This is a genomic window from Vibrio sp. 1641 (assembly GCF_033339995.1).
In the GTDB taxonomy this organism is placed as follows: Bacteria; Pseudomonadota; Gammaproteobacteria; order Enterobacterales; family Vibrionaceae; genus Vibrio; species Vibrio alginolyticus.
Genome location: NZ_JAWOVP010000003.1, coordinates 47,268 through 71,369 on the forward strand (window position 1 = coordinate 47,268; position 24,102 = coordinate 71,369).

Genomic DNA, 24,102 nt, shown 5'->3' on the forward strand with positions numbered 1-24,102 from the left:
ACTATTGCCTCCCGGAACTAAAAAATAATGCTTATTGAGTTACTAGCAATTAGTGTACCAGCAACTTCTTAAGCGATAATTACAAATCTGACACTATTTTACTGGTTGATTAGCAAGCATCAATCGCGTTTTTGACTCGTTTATCAGAAACAGGATAAGGAGTGCCTAATTGTTGAGCAAAGTAACTCACGCGAAGTTCTTCAATCATCCAACGCACTTCTTTTACATTTTCAGGAATGGCCACACCTTTCGGGATCTTGTTCAGCAACTCTTTATAGTCTTGAGTCACAGATTCAATCTTCAGCATATGTAAACGATCTTTGTTTGGATCGATTGGCAACTTCTCCATACGGCGCTCTATCGCGCGCATGTAGCGAAGAATATCCGGCAAGCGCTTCCAGCCACATTCCGTTGCAAAGCCTTTGAAGATCAAGCCTTCAATTTGTGCTTTGATATCGGACAGAGCAAACGCCATTGTGAAGTCGATCTTGCCTTTTAGCTTCTTATTGATGCTAAACGCCGTGGTCAGAATAGTCTCAACCTGTTGAGCGATCTCTACAACGGTGTCACCCAATTCAGCACGAACGTGTTCTTTCAACGCTTCGAACTTCTCTGGCTCCCAAACTAAACCACCCTGCTCTTCAATAAGCTTATCGACACCGCAGGCAATGCAGTCATCTATCAGATCAAGCACCTTGCCGTAAGGGTTAAAATACAACCCCAACTTCGATTTGTTCGGTAAGTTAGCGTGCAAATATTTAATTGGAGACGGTACATTCAACAAAATCAAACGACGCTGGCCAGCGCGCATTGCGGTGATCTGCTCAAATTCGGTTTCGTAGAGTTTGATTTCAACGCTGTCTTTGGTATCAACAAGCGCCGGATACGCTTTTACATCGTAGCCGCCACGTTTTTGTTGATACACTTTCGGCAATTCTCCAAAACTCCACGTATGCAGACCTTGCTGTTCGATATCGTCATCCGCAACTTTGGAAAGCGTTTCTTGAACTTTGTCTTTCAAGCTTTCTTTCAGTTCATGAAGATCTTTGTTTTCCTTCAGCTTGCGATTTCGATGATCAACCGCGCGGAACGTAACTTTCAAGTGCTCAGGCACTTGTTCTAAGTTCCAATCTTCACGCAGCACTTCTACGCCCGTCATACGGCGCAGTTCTTTTTCTAGCGAGTCCAGCAGCGGCGCCTCCATTGGTGTTACGCGTGCTAAAAACGCATCCGCATAGTTCGGTGCAGGCACAAAGTTCTTACGAATTGTCTTCGGCAGAGACTTAATCAAGCTCACCACAAGCTCATGGCGTAAACCCGGGATCTGCCAGTCAAAACCTGCTGGCTCGACTTGGTTTAAAATCGGCAACGGCAAGTGTACGGTTACACCGTCACTATCATCACCCGGTTCAAACTGGTAACTCAACTTGAGCTTCAAACCATTCTGATGCCAGAAGTTCGGGTAATCCAAATCGGTGACATGACTAGCATCACCCTTGAACAGCATCTCTTTTTCAAAGTTCAGCAGTTCCGGATTTTCTTTCGATGCCTTTTTCCACCATGTATCGAAATGCTTACCAGACACCACTTCGGTACCAACGCGTTGGTCATAAAAATCAAACAGCTCATCATCATCCACCAAGATGTCACGACGACGAGATTTGTGTTCAAGCTCTTCCACTTCTTGCAAAAGCTTACGGTTTTGCTTAAAGAACGCGTGTTTGGTTTCCCACTCACCTTCAACCAATGCACTACGAATAAAGATTTCGCGGCTAACGGTAGGATCGATACTGCCGTAGTTCACCAAACGTTTCGGTACGATTGGTACGCCGTAAAGCATGACTTTTTCGTGCGCCATCACCGCCGCGCGTTTCTTCGACCAATGCGGTTCGCTGTAACTGCGCTTGATAAGGTGCTTGGCTAATGGCTCGATCCACTCTGGTTGAATCTTGGCGATGATGCGACCCCAAAGTTTTGAGGTTTCCACCAGCTCAGCCGACATGATCCACTTAGGTTGCTTCTTGAACAGCCCTGATGCCGGGAAGATATGAAAGCGAGCATTACGAGCGCCTTGATATTCATTCTTTTCTTGGTCTTTCATGCCGATGTGCGACAGCAAACCAACCAAAATGGCACTGTGTACGCCATGGTAAGAAGCGGGCTCGTCGTTAAGCTTGAACTCCATCTCACGCATCGACTGATGAATTTGGAAGTACACATCTTGCCACTCGCGAACGCGCAAGTAGTTCAAATAGTCTTGCTTACACTGTTTGCGGAACTGATTGCTAGACAAGGCTTTTTGCTGCTTTTGGATGTATTCCCACAAATTCACAAATGTCAGGAAGTCCGACTCTTCATGGAAGAAGCGACGATGTTTATCGTCTGACGATTGTTGTTTATCTGAAGGACGTTCGCGTGGATCTTGAATCGACAAGGCCGCTGCAATGATCATCACTTCTTTAAGCGCACCATATTTTGGCGCTTCCAATACCATACGCGCCAAGCGCGGATCGATTGGCAAACGCGCTAATTGGCGACCAATGGAAGTCAGGCGCTTTTTCGGGTCTTTTACCTCAGAGTTAATCGCACCAAGCTCTTCCAGCAAACGCACGCCGTCTTGGATGTTACGTTTATCCGGTGCTTCCACAAACGGAAACGCTTGAATATCACCCAAACCAAGTGCCGTCATTTGCAAGATAACCGACGCTAGATTGGTACGCAGGATTTCAGGATCAGTAAACTCTGGGCGTGACTCAAAATCTTCCTCTGAGTACAGACGAATACAGATACCCTCTTCCACACGACCACAACGACCTTTACGCTGGTTCGCACTCGCCTGAGAAACTGGCTCGATTGGAAGACGCTGAACCTTAGTACGGTAACTGTATCGACTGATACGCGCCGTGCCCGGGTCGATAACATATTTAATACCCGGAACGGTTAGCGAGGTTTCTGCTACGTTGGTTGCCAGTACAATTCGGCGACCAGTGTGAGGTTGGAAAATCTTATTCTGCTCACCTGCCGACAAACGCGCGTAAAGCGGCACAATTTCCGTGCTCTTCAGATTACGTTTGGACAATGCATCTGCGGTATCACGGATTTCACGTTCACCGTTCATGAAAATCAGGATGTCACCTAAACCTTCATCGCACAGTTCATCTACCGCTTCGAAGATGCCTTCAAGCTGGTCACGATCATTGTCGTCATCACCGCTTAGTGGGCGGTAACGTGTTTCTACCGGGTAAGTACGACCCGATACTTCAATGATTGGTGCATTGTTGAAGTGTTTTGAGAAGAGTTCTGGGTCGATGGTTGCCGACGTGATGATCACTTTCAAATCAGGACGACGTGGCAGCAACTCTTTCAAGTAACCCAAGATGAAATCGATGTTGAGGCTGCGCTCGTGCGCTTCATCGATAATGATGGTGTCGTATTGATTCAAGAAACGGTCACGCTGAATTTCAGCCAACAAGATACCGTCCGTCATCAATTTGATTTGGGTATTTTCAGAGATCTGATCGTTGAATCGAACCTTGTAACCAACAAACTCACCAAGCTTGGTTTCCATCTCTTCGGCAATACGGTTAGCAACCGAACGCGCTGCAAGACGACGAGGCTGAGTATGGCCAATCAGACCAAATTTACCGCGACCAAGCTCAGCACAGATTTTTGGTAGCTGAGTGGTTTTACCAGAACCGGTTTCACCCGCGACGATAACCACTTGGTTTTCTGCGATCGCTTTCGCAATATCGTCGCGTTTTTGGCTTACAGGCAGGATTTCTGGGTATTCAATCGTTGGTTTGTAGTTGCTGCGCTGCTCTGCAACCATCATGGATTTTGCGATGTCTAATGCGATTTCGTCGAACACAGCATTACGCGCTGCGTCCTTCTTAATTTTGCTTGCACCAGAAATACGTTTACTCAAGCGGAAACGGTCGCGCATCATGCACTGATTCAGCGCTTTACGCAGAGATGCCGCGCTATTCACTTGAGCCTGAGGTGTTTGAGCTTGTTTCGCTGTCGCTTTTTGCGCACCATTTGACGGTGTCGCTTGCTCTTCAGCTAGATTCTTTTTTGGGGGCTGTGACGAAGTCAAAGCGTTTCCTATTCTTTTCATTACAAAAACTGCGCGGATTGTATCACACAAGATCTGTAACAAGATAACCGAAAGCTCATTCAATTTTTTCGAACATGTTCAGCGAATCGCTAGGCTTTTGAACTCACTTACGTTGCTTATAATGGCTCCCATAGTCGAAAGCACTTATTTAAGGAATAACCATTATGTCTCGTGTACTAGCTCTAAAATCAAGCATCCTTGGCGATTACTCTCAATCAAACAAATTGGTTGAAGACTTCATCAAAAATGTAGACCAAGACAAGCTTACTGTTCGTGATTTGGCTGCAAACCCGCTACCTGTTTTGGACTTCGCCGTTGCGACTGCACTGCGCGCTACGGAAGATCTTTCACAAGAACAGCAAGCGGTGGTCGACTTGTCTGACACCCTTATTGAAGAAGTAAAGGCCGCAGACACTTTGGTTATTGCCGCTCCAATGTACAACTTCACCATCCCGACTCAGCTTAAAAACTGGATTGATTTGATTGCTCGTGCAGGCGTGACATTCAAATACACAGAAAACGGCGTTCAAGGTTTGATTGAAGGTAAAAAGGCGATTGTAGTAACGACTCGTGGTGGTATTCATAAAGATTCACCAACTGACAACGTTACGCCATACCTACGCACTGTGCTGGGTTTTGTAGGAATCACTGATGTGGAATTTGTTTACGCAGAAGCGCTAAACATGGGTGAAGATGCAGCTGAAAAAGGCATTTCAGAAGCGCAAAGCCAACTTGCAACAATGGCGTAAGTTAGAATAAACCAGAATACAAAAGGGATCGGTTCGCGCCAATCCCTTTTTGGATCCTGATGCCTTGATCGTATTTATAGGGTCTCTTACATCGTCAAAAACGATTCACTTTCTCCAAGTTGCGTATTGCATCGAGGTAGACTTTTTCTAAAGACCGCTCAGCTTCGCTTATCATATTCTCGATCATCGCATTAAACGCGACATCGCTACGGATTTCTATATTGTCTCCCGCCTTAACGTCAAGAGAGTTGACGTACAACACCAACCATTCATCGCCCTCCAAATGCCCTTCTCCGTGAATGGCAAAAAAGCGTTTAGCAAATTCAGCGTTGGTACAATTTATCGCTTCAATTTGAAGATTGAATGAGGAGTCGATACTCATGGTGCTCATGCCATCCGATTCATCAGATGCATCACAAACAGCCTTAACTCTGGCACGATATACGAAATTTCTCGTTGAAAGCAGCATAGTATTATTCATCATTACTCATAATGGGCGATAAATGAGTCAGTTGCAAATCCGACCTATATGCATCTCGCGATGCGCTAAAACTCGAACTGGAAATAAATAGTATTGTAGTTGCTCCCACCTTTAATTCGCCCAAACTGGGAAGCGCTTTCAAAAATCGCCGAGCGGTGATGCAATGAATAGCCCACCCACATATTGTTCCAGCTCTTTTGGTTGAAGAGATCGCCTACATTGACATCAAACGAGAAATCTAGGTAGTTGAGCAACTTGCTTGGTGTATAACCCTTGTCTTCCATTTCTGTGCCTTCAATATAGGTAATGCTATCAATGTATGACACACCTTCCGCTACACCAAATCGCCAAGTCGTAGGCCAATTAACCGTATAATAAGCCTTAATCGCCATGACGTATTCTGTGCTCGCAGACTGAACACTGGACGACCAGTGATGAACCAACCCTGGCGTTAAATAAATATCAAGGGGAAAACCAAACAGCTCATCCGTTAATGGATGCCCATAAAACAATGAAGTAAGTTGATTGTCGTATGGGTCTTTTTCTCTCTCAAAGCTAAATATTTCACCGATGTTCGAAGGCGTCGCCCAACCATGCGCAATACGTAGATATGCTTTATTGCTCAGTGTCGGTTTCGGAACTTTGCTTTTATCGTTGAAAAAGCCAAAACCGACAAACACTTCTCCCTGATATCGATCTTCTACAAGCTGACTGTTGTAGGCGTTATCATCTAAGCGAGTAACACTCGTCTCACCCAATAAATACAAATTTGAAGTTACATGGTAACGCGCTTTAATACCAAGATTGGTGTCAAGCCCAGCTCCAATTCTCTCGCCAGTAATATCCTTAAAGGAATAATATTCACTATTGAAATCAGCGTCTTTGTATCGAATCGTAATCGATGGCTCTAATTCCCAATCACCAAATACATAATTGGCAGCAAGGCGGTAATTAGAGTGAAACTGGAGTTCGTCGTCCGTCATCAACTCTACTTCTGCGCGCCAAGTGTCGTTAATGCTATAACGCACTTGCCCACCGAAATCGACTCTGTCCCCTTCATTAGCATTTTGTAGCGACATGGGAATATCGACAAATCTCAATCGCATGAGTGCGCTCGCGCGCCAGTCGGAATCACTCTCGTTATGCAAAAAAGCGCCACCTTCAATGCCATTGATATACACATGTTCGTTTTCAAAGAACATCATTGGTACAAATGTACTCACCGTAGAGTCATTATCGGCGGTATAAAACGGAATCGATGCTGTGCGATACATCGCAGCAATCCCCCACGTTTGTTCTTCTGCACCATGCGCAGAAGAAACTGCCGCAGCTAAAGGTAAAGCGAGTGTTGTTAGAATTAATCTCTTCATGAGTTCGAAAAATGTTGGTTGAGAAGCAGGCAAACATCAATGATTTGCCATTAAAAGCTTATGTTCTGCTGATGATAGCCGTTACAATGGCAAATGTTGTCATCCTCGTGACAGTTTGAGTCCCAAGATCATATTAATATTGCACGACTAGGTGAGCTTGTTTGCGAATATTTTACCATTACAACAAGCGCTTAAACTCTAGCTTAGTTCTAAATCAAACATAATGAAGTAAAAAGTGAAAGCATCAGAACTCATCTCTACCTTGAATCATTTACCCGCAGACACAGACATTGTGATGGGAGAAGCATGGCTGCCAGAGAGGTTGATAGGGACTCAACTCGATGGTGACATGTTGTTTTTGCACTTTGATAATGCACCAGAAGATGGTCAAGGTGACGAAGAAGGGCGTGGCTTCGTCGAACACGAAATCGACCTAATTAGAACTCGGCTTCAGCAAATTTTGGATGAAGACAGTGATAACGCGTCAAAAGCCGATGCGATGCTTGGTTTGTTCCTTATGGGACATGAACTTAGTAGCTCGCAAGTTATCGAAATATTAGAAGAAGAAGCTGACACATAAGGAGCCGTTTTGCCAGCATTGATGAACACGACTGAAATTTCTTCACTTCCTCTTGTCGTTGCAGGTCCGATCCTACGTAAAGTGACCGCAACTGAAATCAATATTTGGCTAGTCACCACCCAACGCTTGGAGGGTATGGTGCAAATTACGGATGAAAATGCCTCCATCCTTTATCAAGCCCCTTTAAGTGAACAAAAAGAACAGCTTCAAATCGGCCTCAATGCGTGGTGTTGCTTACTTAAATTAGAAGGCGAGTTTCCAACCCATCAAGCGTTACGCTATCAAATAAAAACGCAATATGGCTTAGTGACGGAACTGCTCCCTCACCTGACTTATGAGCGAGATAATACGCCAAACTTGGGTATTGAGTTCCTCGTTAGTGAAAAAGCGGATTATCTCTTACATGGCTCTTGCCGTAATCCCCATCACTTCAGTGATGATACATTGGTCGCTGCGGATCATAAAATCGCGTCTCAATCCATTGAAGAAAGACCAGATATGCTCATCATGAGTGGTGATCAAATCTATGCAGACCATGTTGCAGGCCCCACTCTCGATGCCATTGAGCAAGTCATAGCTTTATTGGGTTTGCCAGGCGAAGAATTCGATCAAGCTCCGATAAAAAATACCAATGACCTCTACCAACACCCTGCTTGCTATTATGGTCGAGATAAATTGTTGCCTCATTATGTGAGTGATGACAGTTTACTAAGTAAGTTTTTTCCACACCGAGGGACACCAATATTCAGCGCCAAAGAGTGTGAGAATCACCTAATAAGCTTTGCTGAGTGCTTTGCAATGTACTTATTGGTTTGGTCTCCGACCTTGTGGAAGCTTGTTCGAACGGATCGTTTATTAGAAAACGAATTTACTGTCGGCGGAGAAGTTCTTGAACCGAAATGGCAGCAGCAATGGCGCGAAGAAAAAAAACAAATTGATAAATTCGTCGCAGGTCTGGACAAGGTTCAACGCTTACTCGCTCACATTCCAACCTATATGATCTTTGATGATCACGATGTCACCGACGATTGGAATCTCACCATAGGCTGGGAACAAGCCGCATACAGCAACACGTTTGCAAAACGCATTATCGGTAATAGCTTGATTGCTTACTGGCTTTGCCAAGGTTGGGGAAATGCGCCAGAAAAATTCAATGATGAATTTATGAGCCTCGCTCAACGCTTTATCGATGAGCGAACCTCGCAAACCCAAGATGCATTTATTCAATATTTATATCGCTTTGAGAATTGGCACTACACCATTCCTACGACACCAAAAGTTGTCGTGCTAGATACACGAACCAGACGCTGGCGTTCTGAGTCTAAAATGAACAAACCTTCTGGCTTAATGGACTGGGAAGCGATGATTGAGTTCCACCAAGAACTCGTGCACCAAGACAAAGTTGTTATTGTTTCTGCCGCGCCAATGTTTGGTGTGAAATTTATCGAAGCACTACAACGTGTGGTGACCATGCTTGGTAAACCATTGATGGTTGATGCTGAAAACTGGATGGCTCACCCCGGAAGTGCGAATACTCTTATTAGTATTTTCACACACACAAAGACACCAACTAACTTTGTTATTCTCTCTGGCGACGTACACTACTCTTTTGCATACGATATTAAGCTCCGCTATCGAAAAAACAGTCCGAATATCTATCAAATCACCTGTAGTGGAATTAAAAATCAGTTCCCTACACAACTGCTCAATATTTGTGATGGCCTAGATAGACTGCTATACAGCCCTCGCTCACCTTTAAACTGGTTCACAAAACGTAAACGACTCAAGATTTACAAACGCGCACCAAGTACGCACAACTTTTATCGCTTGGTTAACCATAGTGCCATTGGTGAGCTACGTCTTGATGATGAAGGCAAACCAAGTCAAATTAGTATTCTGACGAGTGATGGTGACGAAGTTCATTTTCCACCGACACGTGCTGAAAGCTGAGTATCAATCCCAAAATGACTTGCCCTTTGTAAGAGGCAAGTCACCTTGAACTAACTCAGGAGTTTAGGTTTTTTGGGGAGAAAGTGGCCGTGCTTAAATGTCAACGGCGTGCTAAATTTGGTATCGCACCTTGAGATCTTCCGTATTTATTACCATGTTAACCAAATAAACAATAGCTCGGTGTTCATTATGTTTAATTCTCTCACATCATTATTTAAACAACTCATTGATGGCTCTGATTTAAGCCAAACCAACACACTTTCCCCTAACATGGCTATCGCGTGTTTGCTTTGTGAAGTTTCTGGTGCAGACCATAGTGTCGATGATAGAGAACAAGAAACAAAGCGCTCTTTATTGATGAAACTGCTTTCGTTAAATGAAGAAGAATCAAATACTTTGTTAGAGCAAGCGCAACAGAAAATAAAAGATTCCGCTTCGCTGTACGACTTTACCTCTCAACTAAGAGAACTGACTCAAGAAACTCGTTACAACTTAATCAAAAGCATGTGGGAAGTCGCTTACGCAGACGGCGAAATTGACCCGCTAGAAGACGCGGTGATCCGTAAAACAGCAGAGCTACTCTATGTTGATCACAGCGAGTTCATTCGAGCGAAGTTACAGTCTCAGTAAAGTGACGAGATGAGTATATAAGTCGCTGGCTAACTCTAAGCTACCCCTAGAATGACAACAGATATTGCTTCTGTAGCCATAAAAAAACGCGCACTCTGCGCGTTTTTCAATAAGCCAACGACATTGTTATTAAAATACTGGTCAAGGTATGTGTTTAGCTCTTTCCACACTAAACAGACTGCATGAAAAAACAACAATGGTTGGATGATAATTTAATTACAAGCTAGCTAGGTTCGAATAACTAAAACATGGTCAAAGCAAGCTTAGCTAAGTTGTATGCATCTACATAGCCAGAGTGTTGACGCCCTTCCCAGTCTATTCCTTTTGCTTCTTGAGCGGCTCGATGGCCTATACGTTTATCTTTAAGACGATTTTGAATACGGTAGAGTGTCGCTAAGTTGATGAACTCTGTGAACGGTGCTTCAATACCTTTTTGCTTACACTCTTCTAGAAGAATGAGGTCATCTCGCCCCCAAGATGCAAAGATTTTGTTGCGACCACCGAAGTTCTTAACCATGGATTTAAGCACTTCTTCTAGTGGGCGTCCTTGTTTTTCAATCTTACGTGGTGTGATGCCCGTTAACTCAGCGCAGAACAGAGACACTTCATCGTGTTCTGGTTTCACGTAGTATTGAGCACGCTTGACTATCTCACCTTTAGACAAATCTATTTCAGCTAACCCCACTTCGATAATTTCACCCGTGCTGCCGACGCCATTTTCGTTCCAGCAACACATTTCTAAATCGAAGCATACAATACGGTTATGGTTCATAGTTTGCCTTGGTTCCTAACATAAAAATTTAAAGCGTGCGATTCTATCGTAACACGGCGTAAAACTCGAATTTGTGCGCCCATTTAATCGCCGATCGACACATTATTACGGCCGTTTTTTTTACTCAAATAGAGTTGACTATCCATTTTGTGATACAAGCTCTCAGGATCTTCTTCTTTATGGATAACCGCACCGATACTCAACGTACAGATGATTGACGCATCACCATAATCAAAAGCCGTACTTGCCACAACACTCCGTAATTTTTCTAGGTAAGCTTCTAGCACTGCTCTATCAATGACTTTAGAAATAATACAAAACTCGTCACCACCAGCTCGGTAAAACTTATCTCCCGGTTTTAAATTAGCACTGACCAGCTTAGTGACATGTTGTAACGCTTCATCTCCACCTAAATGGCCGTGTTTGTCATTAATCACTTTGAAGTGGTCGATATCAAAACCAACCAAGGCGAAGTTAACACCTTTGTTTATCTGATTAAGCAAATGATCGTTGAATGCTCGGCGATTCAGTAGTTGAGTTAGAGGGTCTCGCTCTGCCATTCTTTTTAATTCAACGGTTTTGAGCTCCAACATGACCGCTAAGCGCTCTTTTTCTCGAGACTGTAAATTCACAATCCAACTGATCAAAAAGGCGATTACCAATCCGGCTAGCGTCGTGCCCGCTAAAATAGAACGCTCCCAAGCTGAGACTGCGTCAGAAAGCTTAAAGTCAATACGCCATTCACGGTTAGGCAGTTGAATGGTTCGGCTTATAACGGTTCCTCGAATGTTATCCCAGCTAGCACTTTGAAAGAGAACAGGGTCATCTGCTGCGTCGAATCCCAAGTCTTCTACGCGCACCGACATATCGAGCTCCGTCGCGGTTTTCGTAATCAAATCCTCAAAGTAAACCGTACTTCGGATAACGCCGGTCACTACTCCTAATAAATATTTGTTCTCGAAGTCGAACACTGGATGGAACACCAGCAACCCAGTCTTAGGTATGGACTTGTCATAACCATCTTGCAGTAAGCGAACTTTATCCGAGACATTCGCTCGCCCATTTTCGGAAATATCATCCAAGATTAAATCGAAGCGTTTGCGCGAAAAATAGAAACCCAATAGAGAAAGGTTTTCCGGTGTTCTTGGGTAGATATCCGACGCGATAAAAATTGGCTCATTGTGTTCAAAAATGTACCCGTAGGTTTTGGGACCATCTTTAGGAACGGTAAACGGTTGGAAGTTTGGAAATTTTTGACGGGTCTTTAAAATATGTTCATCAAGATCTTCAAATTCGACCTTTTGCATCCATTGAAGTCCAATGAGACTTCGCGAGCTGTTAATCACTTGTTCCGCATACATCGGAAACGATGGCCAATAGCTTCGCTCAATCGAATGGAAAAAGTTTGCGCCCGCACCAATGAACTTTAGATCATTCTCGACGTTTGCTTTAAGTGATTCTGCTTGTCGGTCGGCTAAAGTATCAAACGTCGTCTGTGTATACCGTTGCTGCATTGTATAAGCAGCACCTACTACACCAGCAGTGACACATAAAGTCGCCAAAAAAGCTAAAATAGAGTCTGAATGTCGTTTTATAAAGCTCTTATGAGCGGTGCTTTGTGTCATATCGTAATTTTTGATACTTCCGTAAGTTAAACTTCGGGATCTATTGAAATACTGCGTTAGCAATGCACAAACATCAAGCAACAACCTATATTGGGGAGTCTGATCGTCGATTTTTCACGCTGTTCGTACGGTATAGTCACGAATTATTACAGCCTTAAGCCTTGAATATGCTACCATCCGTCATCATTTTAATGTCTAAACTTGGTGCAAGATCGCAAAGACGATCGTTTTAGTGAACAAATATGAGCCAATACTGAGCACCAATAAATCAATAGAAAGAGAAAAAACGTCATGAACATTGATTTGAACCTAATTCCTCAAACGTTCGATATGCTTCACGCTGGCCTAACCGCATCGAGCGTTTTGCTTCTTCTAGTTGCAGTGTCGCGCAAATCAAAAGTGGTCGAGAAAGTGGTAGAAAAACCAGTCGAGAAAATCGTCGAGGTTGAGAAACCAGTTGAGAAGATCGTTGAAGTAGAAAAAGTAGTGGAAGTAGAGAAAGTCGTCGAAAAAGTGGTGGAAGTTGAATCAAAACTTGCAACCGCATCAACGGACTCTGCAATGCAGCTGCTTTCTATCATGCAACAAGAAGCTCGCCTGATTGACTTCCTAAAAGAAGACCTAACGTCATTCTCTGATGAAGAAGTAGGCGCAGCCGCTCGCGTAATCCACACTGGCGGTCAGAAAGTACTGAACGACTACGTGACGCTAGCGCACGTTCGTAACGAAGACGAAGAAACTCGCATTACGGTTGAAGAAGGCTTCAACCCACAAGAAATCCGCCTAACTGGCAACGTAACAGGCAGCGCGCCATTCAACGGCACGCTAGTTCACAAAGGCTGGAAAGCAACATCAATGACGTTGCCTAAACTGGCTGAGAACTACGATGCTTCTGTGATCGCTCCAGCTGAGGTTGAGCTGTAATGGAACACATGAACCAAGAAAACCATTCTCAAGAAGCGTCTGTTGAAACTCAACAGACGCCTAAATTCAGTGTTGGTATCGACTTAGGTACAACACACTGTGTGATGTCTTTTGTTGATACTCACGACGAAGACGCTCGCGTTGAAGTGATGCCTATCCCGCAGTTGACTGCGCCGGGTACGGTAGAGACTCGCAGCCAATTAGGCTCTTTCCTTTACCAGCCGCACGAACACGAAATGAACCCGCAATCACGCGTTCTTCCGTGGTCGAGCGAGCCAAAAGCTCTGGTTGGTGCAATTGCACGTAACCTAGGTTCAAAAACACCGATTCGTCTTGTTGCAAGTGCGAAATCTTGGCTTTGCCACGCTGGTGTAAACCGTCGTGATGCTTTCCTGCCAGCAGGTAGCCCAGAAGAAGTGGAAAAAGTCTCCCCTCTTCGTGCGACAGAGCTTTACCTAGAGCATCTAAAAGACGCTTGGAATCACGCGAACCCAAATCACAACCTTGCCGATCAAGACGTGACTATTACGGTTCCTGCTTCTTTTGATCCTGCTGCTCGCGATCTAACTGCAGAAGCAGCACGTAACGTTGGCTTTGTGCACCTAACGCTTCTAGAAGAGCCACAAGCTGCGCTTTACAACTGGATCGATAACAGCAACGACAAATGGCGCGACGAAGTTGAAGTTGGCGACATCGTGCTTGTGGTCGATATCGGTGGTGGTACAACCGACCTTTCTTTGGTTGAAGTAACTGAAGACGACGGCAACCTAACTCTGAACCGTATCGCGGTAGGTGAACACATCCTACTTGGCGGTGACAACATGGATCTTGCACTTGCGTACCGCTTGAAGATTAAGCTAGCGCAAGAAGGCAAAGAGCTACAGCCATGGCAAGTTCAGGCAATGACACACGCATGTCGTGATGCGAAAGAAGCGTTATTGAACGACAGCGAACTTCAGTCAGTGCCAATCGTAGTACCAAGCCGTGGTTCTAAACTGCTTGGCGCAACGCTGAAAACAGAACTGACTCAAGAAGAAGTACAACAAACACTGGTTGATGGCTTCTTCCCTCAAGTTGCAATTACTGACCACCCTGTTCAACGTAACCGTGGTGCACTAACGCAAATGGGTCTGCCTTACGCACAAGATGCAGGCATTACTCGTCACATTGCAGCGTTCTTGTCTAAGCAAGCCAATGCTCTTTCTGCTTCAGGAAATGGCGCAGAAGCAGCAGCTCAAGATTTCAACCCATTCGCTAACATGCCTGGTATGCCAGGTTCGGATGCAGCCCAATCAGCTGACTTCATCAAGCCAACCGCAATCCTATTCAACGGTGGTGTTCTGAAATCGAAACTTCTAGCAACTCGTCTAGAAGACACGATCAACGAATGGCTAATTGAAGCAGATGCTGAAATGGCAAAACGCCTGACAGGTGTGGATCTCGACCTTGCGGTTGCTAGCGGTGCGGCTTACTACGGCTCGGTACGTCGTGGTCAAGGCGTTCGTATCCGTGGTGGTATTGCTTCGGCGTACTACGTGGGTATCGAAAGTGCGATGCCAGCGATTCCGGGCATGGCGCCTCCAATGGAAGCACTGTGTGTGGCACCATTTGGTATGGAAGAAGGTTCAAGCGTTGACGTACCAAGCCAAGAGTTTGGTTTGATCATCGGTCAGCCGGTTAACTTCCAATTCTTCGGCTCAACGGTTCGTCGTGATGACCTAGCAGGTACTCACCTAGACTACTGGGCACCAGAAGAGCTTGAAGAGCTTCCAGAAATCCAAGTAACGCTGCCTGTATCTGAAGGTCGTCGTGAAGGTGAAGTGGTTCCAGTAACCCTAGCCTCTCGCGTGACAGAGCTTGGTACGCTTTACTTAGAAGCCATTGCCGCTGATAACGGTCAAAAATGGCATGTTGAGTTCGATGTACGCGAAGACGCGAAAAGCGACTCAAACGAAGAAGAATAAATAGAAATCAAACGGCATCCAATCGGGTGCCGTTTTTAAATACACGAAGGTTTGTATGGCATCTCCTCGTTTTCTTGTTGGTATTGACCTTGGCACCACAAACACTGTTGTGGCGTACTGTGAAATCACCGACAACCTTGAACAATCCGAAGTATCCCTATTCGACATCGACCAATTGATTGGTCCGGGTGAAGTGGTTCGTAAGCCACTGCTGCCCTCTTTCCGCTATCACCCTGCGGTTGGTCAAATCTCCCCTTCTGACCTAACACTCCCTTGGGAAAACGAACCTGTATCTGGCGACATTAGTAATGTGATCGTGGGTGAATGGGCTCGTGAACTAGGCGCTAAGGTGGAAGGACGTCAGGTATCCAGTGCTAAAAGCTGGCTATCACACCAAGCAGTGGATCGTAGTTCAGACATTCTTCCTTGGGCTGGCGCGCAAGACGTAGATAAAGTCTCTCCCGTTATTGCCAGCGCAAGCTACCTCAACCACATTCGCCAAGCGTGGAACTACCGTCATCCTAGCAATAAGCTAGAAGACCAAGATGTGGTTGTGACCGTTCCAGCGTCGTTCGATGAAACCGCTCGTAAGCTCACGCTTGAAGCTGCGCAGCTAGCTGGTTTGAGAAAAATCGTCCTGCTCGAAGAACCACAAGCCGTATGTTACGACTGGTACGCACGCCACCAGCAAACCGCAGCTGATGAACTCAAAGAGTTACCGCTGATTCTGGTGTGCGATGTGGGCGGTGGTACTACCGACTTGAGCTTGATTGAAGCCAGTTTCTCCTCTCAAGATGAACTAGCCCTTGATCGTATTGGCGTTGGCGAGCACTTGATGCTGGGTGGTGACAACCTCGACTTAGCACTCGCGCACCTTGCGGAAAGCCGCTTCAATCAAAGTAAGAAGCTCACTGCTGCAAGCCTGACTAAGCTGATTCAGCAAACTCGTAAGGCGAAAGAAAACCTACTTTCAGCGAGTGCACCTGAAGAAGTGAAGATCACCATGCTGGGCAGCGGCTCTAAACTTCTTGGCGGAACAAAGAGTATTGGGCTGAGTAAACAAGAAGTGCACCAAATCGCTTTGGATGGCTTCTTCCCGCTTTCTGATTTCAGTGAAGTACCAGACAAACGCCGCAGCGCCGTTGTCGAGTTTGGTCTTCCATACGTTGCTGACCCAGCAGTGAGCAAACACGTTGCCGAGTTCTTAACGACGCATCAGCAAGTCTCTCGTGCCGCTCTTGGCATTGAAGACGACAAACAAAATGCCATTCCAGTCGGTTTGCTACTCAATGGTGGTGTGTTCAACAGTGAACTTGTGACTGAGCGTGTCACTACCCTACTGTCCGATTGGCGCGGCGCACCAGTTACGGTATTAGACAACCCACATCCAGATTGGTCGGTGGCACTAGGTGCCGTTGCATTTGGTAAAGCACGTCGTGGTGCGCAGCTTAAAATTGGTGGTGGTGCAGCGCGTTCTTACTTCTTGCATCTTCAAGAAAAGAACAAGATGGGCAAAGCGCTCTGTTTGCTTGCAAAAGGCACAGAAGAAGGGCACGAGATTCGCTTAAGTGGTCGTCGCTTCTCGCTTACCCTAGGTGAACCCGTTCGCTTTAACCTGCTGACCTCTACCCACGACACCTTAACCAATAACACTGCCATTCAAAACGGCGTAATGGTGGACGTTGATCCGGACTTGTTTACCCCTCTGCCGCCTTATATCACCGCTCTTGAGGGGGAAGGTGCCGAACTGCAAGCCAACCAGAAAGAGCGTGTAGAAGTACAACTGGCGTGTCAGTTGACAGAAGTCGGCACGCTTAAGATGGAATGTGTCAGCGCAGAAGACGACAACAAACGTTGGGAGCTGGAATTCGAAGTTCGCAACAAGCAAACCGAGGAAGGCGATCAGGTTGAACTGCACCCTCGCCTCAATGAGTGTAAAGAACTGATCGGTCGCATCTACAGCGGCAATAAAAAAAGCGCTGATGGTAAAGAGATCAAAACCTTAGCCAAAGATCTTGAGAAGAAACTTGGCAAGCGCGATGAATGGGATTTCACAACCTTACGTCAACTATTTGATGCGTTTGCGCAAGGTCGCAAGCGTCGGCGTCGCTCCGAACCACACGAGAAAAACTGGCTGCGTTTGGCTGGCTTCTCTTTAAGACCGGGATTTGGTGATGCCACGGATTCATGGCGTATCGAGCAGGTATGGGGGCTTTATCAGCAAGGTATTCAGTTTAAAAACCACCAAGGCTGGACAGATTGGTGGGTATTCTGGCGTCGTATCGCAGGTGGCTTGAGCCAAGAGCAACAAGAGACCATCTTGGCGGACATCGCAAAATACCTCCACCCTGGTGCGATGAAGAATCCTCAATCGGCCAAAGCGGCGCAAGACATGGGTTACGAATCAATGGTGCGCTTATCTGCCTCTCTAGAGCATCTAGAAGTCGAAGACAAGGTTCTATTGGCAACGTGGTTCTTGAGCAAAGCCATCAACCATAACCAGTTCGAACAAGCGCACTGGTGGGCAATGGGTCGCTTGGCATCGCGTACGCCTTTGTATGGCAGCCAGCATAACGTCATTCCTCGTGAACAAGCGGAACAGTGGTTGCCTAAGCTGTTAGAGCAAAACTGGCAGAAAGAGCCAATGATCGCTTTCGCAGCCGTAATGATTTGTCGTAAGACGGGTGACCGCCTATTCGATATCTCAGACGACTACCGTGAACAGGTACTGGCTAAGTTGAAGCAAAGCAAGGTGCCAGAATCTTGGATATCATTGGTTGAAGAAGTCACAGAGCTATCTGAGAGCGAATCGAAACGTATCTTCGGTGATGCACTGCCAAGTGGTCTGACGCTGGTAAACAACTAAGCTCCCATGCTTATAAACGCAACAAAGCCCTTCGAGTGAAGGGCTTTGTTTTATCTGATTCTGCTTGCTGACGATAGTCGACTCGTTAGTTCATTTCCGTATTGATTACCACATCACGCGTTTCATTATCCATATCACTGATGCCGACAACTGAGATTTCACGGTCAGATAAATTCTCAATCATGCTGTCTTCTAACCCACCATCCGTCATCCACGCATAGAATTTTTCTGCAATACGATCCGAACCTTCTCCGACAAACGTTAATGTGACCTTCTTCATTTGTGACACTCCATCAATTTACGATTCAGCCACTTAAGCGTAGTATGTTTCGCAAATATCGACATAAACTAGGACTAACTTCTTTTATGAGTATCGAAAAATTTGACGCGATTTATCAGCGCGCTGCCGAGCGTAAAGGTGGTGAAGATCAACTTGAAGCGCTTTTATCTCATCCACTAAGCAAAGAAGAGCTGGCAGCGATTCCCGACGACCGTTGGCTGGCTGCTTTTTCAATGAAGGTATTCCAAAGTGGGATTTCGTGGAGCGTGGTTCGCAACAAGTGGCCGAACTTCGAAGAAGTGTTCTTCGGATTTAAGATTGAGCCGCTGTTGATGCTGTCAGACGAGCAATGGGAAACCAAAGCAACCGACAAACGCATCATTCGCCATCTCACTAAAGTCATGTCGATTCCTGCTAATGCTCGTATGATCCACGAAGCAAAAATCGAATACGGATCGTTTGGTAAAATGGTTGCCGATTGGCCGCAAGAGAAAATCACCGACCTATGGGCGTATTTGAAGAAAAGCGGCAATCGCCTAGGCGGAAATACTGGCCCTTACACACTGCGTCAAATGGGCGTTGATACCTTCATCTTGTCTAGCGACGTTGAAGCTTACCTGCGTAATTGCAAGATCATTGAAGGTGGCAAAGATACGAAAAAATCGCTCGATGCAACCAACAAAGCGTTTGTTCAATGGCAGCAAGAAAGTGGCAGAAGCCTGTCTGAAATCAGCCAAATCATTGCGTTCAGCACCGGCGATAATCGCATTTAACAGAGACTGAACCCAAAACAAAACGGCGCACCAAATATTGTATTTAGTGCGTCGTTTTTATGTTCATAGGTTCAAGTACACACTTACTTTGAAGCCAGTGATTCCCACTCAGTCAGTAGCTGCATAATACGATGAGAATCGTCCCATGTTGCACAAGGGTTTTCTAACGAGGTACGCCCTGCTTCAACCGCTTGGCGAATATTGCGCACTTGATAGAAGAAAGCGTCCCCAGCGGCCGAAACAGACACTTCACGCTTCGACGTCTCGTAAATTTCCACGCTAAACTGGTTTTCTTGCGTTGGTAGCCATGGGTTTGAATCTAACGTAATACAGCCTTTGCTACCCAGAATGGTGAATTGGTGTTTCAATCCATGATCTTCGGCGGTGTGTACGCTCGCCGTTTGTTGCTCACCGAATTGCATCATCAAACTCGATTCACAGATATTCCCATCGTTACCTCGTCGACCAATCGCCGTCATAGAGCGGTTTCCAAAGGCTTGTTCACCCAACATGGTTTTCACCACCAAATGCACCAATGACATTGGGTAGCAACCTAAGTTGTACAAAGCACCTTTACTGTCTGGATTAACAAACTGCGCAATCGACGCAATATAAGACGTGTGGATGGAGCGAAGTTCACCAATCTCTCCCGATTTAAGCACAGAAACCAACTCGCTAATCAACGGGTGATGTAAGTACATCAAACCCTCAGCAAAGAATACCTTGTGCGTTTCGACTGCTTTTAGTGCCAACTCGGTTTTTTCCATATCTACCGACAGTGACTTTTCACACAGGATCGCTTTTCCCTGCTCTGCCGCTTTAACGATAAAGTCATGATGAAGGTGATTTGGCAATGGGATGTAAATAATGTCGACTTGCTCATCGGCAATCAACGCATCGTAATCGTTGAACGTATTCTCGATGCCATATTGCTCAGCGAATGTCTTTAAGTTCTGCTCCGAACGCCCAGCAACCGCGTACAGTTCACTCTTGTCATCGCCTTGGATTGCCTCAGCCATGACACCTGAGATAAAGCTTGTGCCTAAAATACCCCATTTCATGTTCGCCTCTCCTATTGAGCTTGGGTTTCGAATGCTTGAACTAACTCTGCCATTTCAGACGTAATAAACGCTTGTGTATGCGGCATAGCAAAATGCGCTTCAATCGCGGTGCGGTTTTCATATCGCTCCCAAAGAATCACACGTTGTGGATCTTTAGAATCGTAGGTCGCATTCGCTTGCAAGCACCCCGCTTCGCTTTGCATATCAAGGCAAAATTGTTCAATGGCTTCAACCACTTGTTGTCTTGGCTTATCGGCATTCATTTTCAGTTCGGCGGTAACAAAAATCGTCTCGCTCATGATGGATCTCTTTCTCCATTCTTAATCATACGCCCACTGTAATTAACCTCATTTGATTGATAAACTCTGCTTTAGTTATTTCTTTATCAACTCTGGGTGTGCAATGGATAAATTAACAAGCATGAAAGTTTTCGCTTACGTGGTCGAACACGGCAGCTTTCGTAATGCAGCACACCACTTTGATATTTCACCGACCATGGTTGGCAAGCACGTGAACTTTCTTGAGCAAAGCTTAGGTACACAGCTGATTCATCGCACCACGCGCAAACAGTCCCTGACCGAAGCTGGCAGACTCTACTACCAAGAGTGCCACCGCATTATTGAAGACATCACCAACGCAGAGAACCTGATCCAGACGCTGATCAACCGTCCAACCGGAACTGTAAAAGTTAACTGCCCTGTCACGTATGGCAAAAAGGTCATTGCTCCTATCGTGGCTGACTTCTTAGCTGAATTTCCCGATTTGAACGTTGAGCTGATGTTGGACAACAATTTGATTGACCCATATCGAAGCGAAGCTGACGTGATTATTCGAATCGGTGAATTGGTCGATTCGTCGTTAGTCGCGAGAAAATTGGGTGAATACCACATGACTTACTGCGCCTCGCCCTCTTACCTTGAGCAACATACCCCTATCCAATCGCTTGATGACCTTGAACATCATCATTGTTTGGGGTTTCAGTATCACCAAGGAGAAAGCCAACAAGTGGTGAACATGCCATCTAATACCTTTGGAAACAGTAACACCCGATTAACGTCTAACAATGGTGATGTGCTTAAGTTTGCTGCGTTAAAAGGCTCTGGTGTTCTTCTGCAACCAAAGATCTTAGTTGAGCAGGAAATCCAATCTGGTGCCTTGGTAGAAATTCTCCAGCAACATGCTCCCAAGCCAAAATCGATCCACCTGCTTTACCGTTCAAAACAGCTTTCCCTTAAAAACCGTACCTTGGTCGATTTTATTCTTTCTCATGTGAATCCATAACGTCACCCCATAAATCGGCGACAATTTAACCATTTAATTAACTTTTATTGTCGATATGACAAATATTATTGCTTGTTAATTGTCTTTATTTTTCATGTTGTTAGTCAGAGACACCCATTAACTAGGCATAATTTATTGATTCACACCAATTGCATTGCTCTGACAAAGTGACTAGGATTGCCGCCTTTCCTGAGTGAACTATCAAAAAATATCGAGAAATTTAATCTAATTTCTCTTCCTGTTCGTGTGCAATCACAACATTTACACTCATCTCAAATTGCATAAGCACATTCCTTTGCTTATGAAAACGACATTGATTTCTCAACGCTTTTAGTCACGTATGTGGCTTTTTGGCTTGAGAGAGATTTTTATTCAAGGTAGGTCACAAGGACGCTACCCCTTGACTGCATTTACTGGAGGATAAGATGCCTAAAGGTCTAATGCTGACTGACTTAGCCATCGCTGGCTTACTATTGATTTTGGCAAAAGTCATTCGCGTTCACGCGCCATTACTACAGCGTATGTACATTCCATCGGCGGTTCTCGCAGGATTATTCGGTCTATTTTTTGGACCAGCCCTGTTAGACGTACTGCCTTGGACCGATACGTTTACCGCTAACGCAAGCCTATTAACTGCTGCACTTTTTTCTGCGTTAGGTCTGGCAACGGATGTTCCATCACCTAAAACCGTCGCACAGCGTGCTGGCTCATTGTGGGCGTTTAACCAAATCGCTTCTGTTTCTCAGTGGTTGTTTGCGGCAATGTTTGGTCTAGTTCTCACAACCTTCTTCTGGCCAGAGATTAATCCCGGCTTTGGTGTGACAATGTCTGCGGGCTTTATGGGTGGTCACGGGTCTGCCTCTGTTGTTGGTGAAATCTTCACGGGGCTTGGCTGGGAAGATGGCTTCACACTTGGCTTAACGTTCGCAACCGTGGGTATTTTCATTTCAATTTCTGTCGGCATGCTCATGCTGCAATTCGCATTGAAGATGGGTTGGATTCGTAGCTTTACGACATTCGACAGCATGGACGAACACGAACGCAAGGGGCTCGTTAAGCCTGATGATCAAGAGCCGGTAATGAAAGACACCATGTCTTCCCTGTCGGTTGATTCTTTTGCGATTCACGCGGCGTTGGTTGTAGTGGTAACAGCTTTCTCGTATGTAGCGGCTAACTACTTATCTTCTTTCCACGATAAGGTACAAATCCCTACGTTCGTAACTGGCTTCCTTGGCGGCATGCTCGTGCGAATCGTCGCGAAACAAACGAAAGCTTCACGCTATCTTTGTGACGGTGCATTCAAACACGCTGCGGGCATCAGTACCGATTATTTGATTATCTTTGGTATCTCAGCCATCAAGATTACCGTCCTAGCCCAGTATTTAATGCCGATGGTAGTGCTTGCAATCGGCGGTATCGCCTTCACACTATGGCTAATCTTCTGGGTTGCCCCACGTATCATGGGAGAAGATTGGTTCGAGAAAGGCATTTTCTCTTGGGGTTGGTTAACCGGTACAGTTGCCATGGGTATTGCGTTGCTTCGTATTGTTGATCCAAAAATGCGTAGCAAGGTGCTTGATGATTACGCCATCGCTTATGTCCCTGGCTCAATCACTGACATCTTCATCATCTCTTTGATGCCAATCGCGATGTATAACGGCATGCACTGGCAAGCGCTTGGTGTAGGATTAGGTTACATCGCAATTGTCTTATTTATTTGGCGATTCATTTTTAAACGTAACAGCAGTGCTCTGACACACGAATCTTAGTCGCTTTACTCGGGAGGATTTTATCCTCTCGAGTTCATTCCTTGGTTTTTATCAAAATCACTCCTCATCTCGAAAATAAGCAACTTGTTTTATATTTGAGATTTGCAATCCCGATCTCTTATTATCATTCTTTTTTAATACTTGACCTGAACGTTTCTATATCAGAATAGCCGCCTATTCGTTTCTAAAACATGGAGAAAGGCTGTGCGTCGCTCTCAAGGATTTACTCTTATTGAACTCATTGTGTGCATCATCATTCTTGGTATTGTAAGCGTCGTTGCATTTCCTAAATTTCTTGGCTTACAAAAAGATGCCAGAGTGGCGGTTCTATATGGAGCCAGAGAAGCACTCATGACCGCCAACAACTTTGTCTACACCAAAGCAGTGATTCAATCTCAAGAGACAGTAGATGGCGGCATACAATATAACATTGATCTAGATAATGACGGCCATAACGACCTAATTGGTTACTTTGGATTTATCAAAAATGTTATTCCAGCAAAAGAGCTAGCAGGCTTTGATCCGCAACTCACTATCAACACTTGGTATGGGGTAGACAGCCCAGACGAGCCCTACTTCCTTATTGGTTTTGCAAACAAGCCTGTTGGTCCAGAACATATGTGTTATGTCGAAGTTTACTACCCAGAAACTCCTGGTGGCCAAGTGAAATACAAAATACAAACTGACGATTGCTAATTCCCATATAGAGTGGCAGTAACACTTTTACTTTTGGTGTCTTCATCGTTATTGCAAGGTAATGGCTCCAAAACAACCATTAACAACTATTTCACATAATGTCGTCGCACAGTTAGCTCATAGAGATAAAACCAGTAATTTGCGCCGACACATGGCTATAATTGAAACAATCTATCGTTTTTAAACCCGCCTATAACTTGTGCTTGTAAACTCA

Annotated in this window: 19 protein-coding genes; 11 read left to right on the top strand and 8 right to left on the bottom strand. The window is 45.3% G+C overall.

Features of this window, described 5'->3' with window-relative positions:
• Nucleotides 1-109: 109 nt before the first annotated feature.
• Complete coding sequence (gene hrpA, locus R7Z47_RS08090; protein WP_262606551.1) at nucleotides 110-4,096, bottom strand: ATP-dependent RNA helicase HrpA; 3,987 nt, start codon at nucleotides 4,094-4,096, stop codon at nucleotides 110-112.
• A 185-nt stretch (nucleotides 4,097-4,281) separates the two neighbouring features.
• Between hrpA and R7Z47_RS08095 the strand changes: the two genes are divergently transcribed.
• Nucleotides 4,282-4,866: an FMN-dependent NADH-azoreductase gene (locus R7Z47_RS08095; protein WP_017634939.1), complete on the top strand. Its 585-nt coding sequence runs from the start codon at nucleotides 4,282-4,284 to the stop codon at nucleotides 4,864-4,866.
• A 94-nt stretch (nucleotides 4,867-4,960) separates the two neighbouring features.
• On the opposite strand, the gene R7Z47_RS08100 is transcribed toward R7Z47_RS08095, so the two are convergent.
• Nucleotides 4,961-5,347 (bottom strand): hypothetical protein, encoded by a 387-nt coding sequence (locus R7Z47_RS08100; protein WP_081007903.1) that lies wholly within the window; start codon nucleotides 5,345-5,347, stop codon nucleotides 4,961-4,963.
• Nucleotides 5,348-5,412: 65 nt separating this feature from the next.
• Nucleotides 5,413-6,717 carry a MipA/OmpV family protein gene (locus R7Z47_RS08105; RefSeq protein ID WP_154204608.1) on the bottom strand — a complete coding sequence of 435 codons (1,305 nt, stop codon included), beginning with the start codon at nucleotides 6,715-6,717 and terminating at the stop codon, nucleotides 5,413-5,415.
• A 235-nt stretch (nucleotides 6,718-6,952) separates the two neighbouring features.
• On the opposite strand from R7Z47_RS08105, the gene R7Z47_RS08110 reads away from it, so the two are divergent.
• From R7Z47_RS08110 to R7Z47_RS08120, 3 genes are all read left to right on the top strand, one after another.
• Nucleotides 6,953-7,297 carry a hypothetical protein gene (locus R7Z47_RS08110; protein WP_017820645.1) on the top strand — a complete coding sequence of 115 codons (345 nt, stop codon included), beginning with the start codon at nucleotides 6,953-6,955 and terminating at the stop codon, nucleotides 7,295-7,297.
• A gap of 9 nt (nucleotides 7,298-7,306) precedes the next feature.
• On the top strand, nucleotides 7,307-9,247 hold the full coding sequence (locus R7Z47_RS08115) for an alkaline phosphatase D family protein (RefSeq protein ID WP_017634943.1): 1,941 nt from the start codon (nucleotides 7,307-7,309) through the stop codon (nucleotides 9,245-9,247).
• 189 nt (nucleotides 9,248-9,436) lie between these two features.
• On the top strand, nucleotides 9,437-9,877 hold the full coding sequence (locus R7Z47_RS08120) for a TerB family tellurite resistance protein (RefSeq protein WP_017820644.1): 441 nt from the start codon (nucleotides 9,437-9,439) through the stop codon (nucleotides 9,875-9,877).
• A 241-nt stretch (nucleotides 9,878-10,118) separates the two neighbouring features.
• Here R7Z47_RS08120 and R7Z47_RS08125 read toward each other — a convergent pair whose 3' ends face one another.
• Together R7Z47_RS08125 and R7Z47_RS08130 are read right to left on the bottom strand one after the other, a co-directional pair.
• The gene (locus tag R7Z47_RS08125; RefSeq protein ID WP_005377684.1) at nucleotides 10,119-10,649 is read right to left on the bottom strand and encodes a 3'-5' exonuclease; all 531 of its coding nucleotides are present in this window, start codon (nucleotides 10,647-10,649) and stop codon (nucleotides 10,119-10,121) included.
• Between the two features lie 83 nt (nucleotides 10,650-10,732).
• Entirely contained in the window at nucleotides 10,733-12,274 is a 1,542-nt protein-coding gene (locus tag R7Z47_RS08130) for a sensor domain-containing diguanylate cyclase (protein ID WP_005377686.1), read from the bottom strand.
• 291 nt (nucleotides 12,275-12,565) lie between these two features.
• On the opposite strand from R7Z47_RS08130, the gene R7Z47_RS08135 reads away from it, so the two are divergent.
• Genes R7Z47_RS08135 through R7Z47_RS08145 form a run of 3 tightly spaced genes read left to right on the top strand, consistent with a single transcriptional unit; the run spans nucleotide 12,566 to nucleotide 18,028 of the window.
• Entirely contained in the window at nucleotides 12,566-13,198 is a 633-nt protein-coding gene (locus tag R7Z47_RS08135; RefSeq protein ID WP_005389474.1) for a DUF2760 domain-containing protein, read from the top strand.
• Entirely contained in the window at nucleotides 13,198-15,162 is a 1,965-nt protein-coding gene (locus R7Z47_RS08140; RefSeq protein ID WP_262606552.1) for an Hsp70 family protein, read from the top strand. Before R7Z47_RS08135 ends, R7Z47_RS08140 begins: the two co-directional genes overlap by 1 nt.
• A gap of 55 nt (nucleotides 15,163-15,217) precedes the next feature.
• On the top strand, nucleotides 15,218-18,028 hold the full coding sequence (locus tag R7Z47_RS08145) for an Hsp70 family protein (RefSeq protein ID WP_262606553.1): 2,811 nt from the start codon (nucleotides 15,218-15,220) through the stop codon (nucleotides 18,026-18,028).
• A gap of 85 nt (nucleotides 18,029-18,113) precedes the next feature.
• Here R7Z47_RS08145 and R7Z47_RS08150 read toward each other — a convergent pair whose 3' ends face one another.
• Nucleotides 18,114-18,308 carry a hypothetical protein gene (locus R7Z47_RS08150; protein WP_005377692.1) on the bottom strand — a complete coding sequence of 65 codons (195 nt, stop codon included), beginning with the start codon at nucleotides 18,306-18,308 and terminating at the stop codon, nucleotides 18,114-18,116.
• 86 nt (nucleotides 18,309-18,394) lie between these two features.
• On the opposite strand from R7Z47_RS08150, the gene R7Z47_RS08155 reads away from it, so the two are divergent.
• A complete protein-coding gene (locus R7Z47_RS08155) occupies nucleotides 18,395-19,081 on the top strand; it encodes a DNA-3-methyladenine glycosylase I (protein WP_262606554.1) in 687 nt (228 codons plus the stop codon).
• Between the two features lie 83 nt (nucleotides 19,082-19,164).
• Here the strand turns inward: R7Z47_RS08155 and R7Z47_RS08160 are convergent, their stop codons facing one another.
• Nucleotides 19,165-20,142: a Gfo/Idh/MocA family protein gene (locus tag R7Z47_RS08160; protein WP_262606555.1), complete on the bottom strand. Its 978-nt coding sequence runs from the start codon at nucleotides 20,140-20,142 to the stop codon at nucleotides 19,165-19,167.
• 11 nt (nucleotides 20,143-20,153) lie between these two features.
• Nucleotides 20,154-20,441: a putative quinol monooxygenase gene (locus R7Z47_RS08165; protein ID WP_262606556.1), complete on the bottom strand. Its 288-nt coding sequence runs from the start codon at nucleotides 20,439-20,441 to the stop codon at nucleotides 20,154-20,156.
• A 103-nt stretch (nucleotides 20,442-20,544) separates the two neighbouring features.
• Here R7Z47_RS08165 and R7Z47_RS08170 point away from each other — a divergent pair, with 103 nt between their 5' ends.
• From R7Z47_RS08170 to R7Z47_RS08180, 3 genes are all read left to right on the top strand, one after another.
• Complete coding sequence (locus R7Z47_RS08170) at nucleotides 20,545-21,423, top strand: LysR family transcriptional regulator (RefSeq protein ID WP_262606557.1); 879 nt, start codon at nucleotides 20,545-20,547, stop codon at nucleotides 21,421-21,423.
• 425 nt (nucleotides 21,424-21,848) lie between these two features.
• Nucleotides 21,849-23,192 carry a sodium/glutamate symporter gene (locus tag R7Z47_RS08175; RefSeq protein WP_005377703.1) on the top strand — a complete coding sequence of 448 codons (1,344 nt, stop codon included), beginning with the start codon at nucleotides 21,849-21,851 and terminating at the stop codon, nucleotides 23,190-23,192.
• Nucleotides 23,193-23,396: 204 nt separating this feature from the next.
• Complete coding sequence (locus R7Z47_RS08180) at nucleotides 23,397-23,888, top strand: type II secretion system protein (RefSeq protein WP_005377704.1); 492 nt, start codon at nucleotides 23,397-23,399, stop codon at nucleotides 23,886-23,888.
• Nucleotides 23,889-24,102: the final 214 nt, after the last annotated feature.